2 protein-coding genes are annotated in these 1,986 nt (G+C 69.1%); both read right to left on the minus strand.

All coding sequences use genetic code 11. The features are described from left to right. On the minus strand, positions 1–605 hold a 605-nt coding region (locus tag SY1_RS05200; RefSeq protein ID WP_208872945.1), incomplete at its 3' end, for a pseudouridine synthase. A gap of 69 nt (positions 606–674) precedes the next feature. Beyond that, on the minus strand, positions 675–1,986 hold a 1,312-nt coding region (locus tag SY1_RS05205; RefSeq protein WP_208872947.1), incomplete at its 5' end, for a class I tRNA ligase family protein.

The following is a 1,986-nucleotide window of genomic DNA, read 5'->3' on the forward strand; positions in this document are numbered from 1 at the left end:
CGGCCATGCGCAGCGGGTTCTCCGGGTCCCGCGCGATGGGGCCGGAGAGGGTCCCCCGATCGGAGGGAAGGGCCCCCTCGCGCCAGGGCCAGGTACTCCTTCGTCACCCGGCGCGCCTGAAACATCCGCTGCAACTCCTCCATGGCTTCCTGACGCCGGGCCACCACCATGAGGCCCGACGTCGTGGCGTCCAGCCGATGCACGATGCCGGGCCTCAGTCGGTTCCTCAGGAGGCGCATCTCAGGGTAGCGCCACAGGAGCCCGTGAACCAGCGTGCCGCGCCAGTGTCCCGGCGCAGGGTGTACGACGAGCCCCGCGGGCTTGTCGATCACCGCCAGGTCCCGGTCCTCGTACACGACCCCGAACGCCGCCGGCTCCGGCTCGATCTCCATCCCCTCCGGCTCCGGGAGAGCCACGCGGTAGGCGGCGCCCGGCAGGACCTTTGCGGCAGGCCTGAGGCGCCCCCCCGGCCCCTCCACCCGGCCCTCCTTCAGGAGCCTCTGGGCGAAGGAGCGCGTGACGCCAAGCCCGTGGGACAGGAAGACGTCGAGGCGGCCGCCCTCCTCGTCCCCCATCAGGGTCTCCAACGCCTCGCCTTCGGCCATGTGGGCGCACCTCCCTTCAAAAAAAGGCCCCCTTGCACAGGGGGCCACGGTTCCAGCGGGGCACGGAGGTCAGCACATTCCGCGCAGCACGGCAGCGCAGCGCGGACACAGGCCCTCGTCGTCCGCCGCGTCGGAGTACTTCCAGCAGCGCGGGCACTTCGTGCCCTCCGTGAAGCCGCCCGCCGCCTCGATGCCCGTCTCCGCGTCCTTGAAGCGTCGGGGGAGCGTCAGCTCATCGACGAAGTCGAAGCGGGAGACGATGCAGACGTCCGCCAACTCCTGAGGCGTGAAGCCCTCCATGGCGGGGTTCGTGGCCTCGGACCGCTTCACCTGGACGGCGGCCTCCAGCGAGGTGCCGATGGTCTTGTCCGCCCTCAGGCCCTCCAGCATCCGGCTCACCGCGCCCCGCAGCGTCAGAGCGTTCTCCCACAGCGCGTCCAGCCCGTCGTCCACCCTGGCACGGTCCGCCGTCGGGAAGTCCGTCAGGAAGACGCTCTCGGCCAGCGACGGGTCAAGAGAGCGCATCTCCTGCCAAATCTCCTCCGCCGTGAAGCTCAGGAGGGGCGCCAGCATCCGGGTGAGGGCGGAGAGGACCTCCCACATGGCGGTCTTGGCGCTGCGGCGGGTCAGGGAGTCCGCCGCCTCGACGTAGAGCCTGTCCTTGCTCACGTCCAGGTAGAAGGCGCTCAGCTCGTTGACGCAAAAGGAGTGGATGGCCGACGTCGGCATGTGGAACTCGTAGTCCTCCATGGAGCCCCGCACTCGCTCGATCGTCCGCTGCAGGCGGTCCAGAATCCAGCGGTCCATCGACAGCAACCCCTCGTAGGGCACGGCGTCCCTGGCGGGGTCGAAGCCGTGGAGGTTCCCCAGGAGGAAGCGCGCCGTGTTTCGGATGCGGCGGTACGTCTCCGACAGCCCCTTGATGATGCCCTTCGAGATGCGAACGTCGTTCCTGTAGTCCGTGGAGGCCACCCACAGGCGCAGGATGTCCGCGCCGCTCTCGTCCACGATCTCCTCCGGAAGAATCGTGTTGCCCAGGGACTTCGACATCTTGCGCCCTTCGCCGTCCAGGATGAAGCCGTGGGTCAGGACGCTGCCGTAGGGCGCGCGGCCCTCGATGGCCACGGAGGCCAGGAGGGAGGACTGGAACCAGCCCCGGTGCTGGTCGCTGCCCTCCAGGTACATCTCGCAGGGCCAGGAGAGGCCGAAGTCCTCGTTCAGCACGGCCAGGTGCGAGACGCCGGAGTCGAACCACACGTCCAGGATGTTGCTGTCCTTCTCCACGTTGCGCGAGCCGCAGTGGTCGCACAGGGCCCGGTCCCCGAACAGGTCCTGAAGGGAGCGGCTCCACCAGATGGAAGTCCCTTCCGGGTCCCCGTTC

Origin of the sequence: Fretibacterium fastidiosum, from assembly GCF_000210715.1 — a bacterium.
Lineage (GTDB): Bacteria > Synergistota > Synergistia > Synergistales > Aminobacteriaceae > Fretibacterium > Fretibacterium fastidiosum.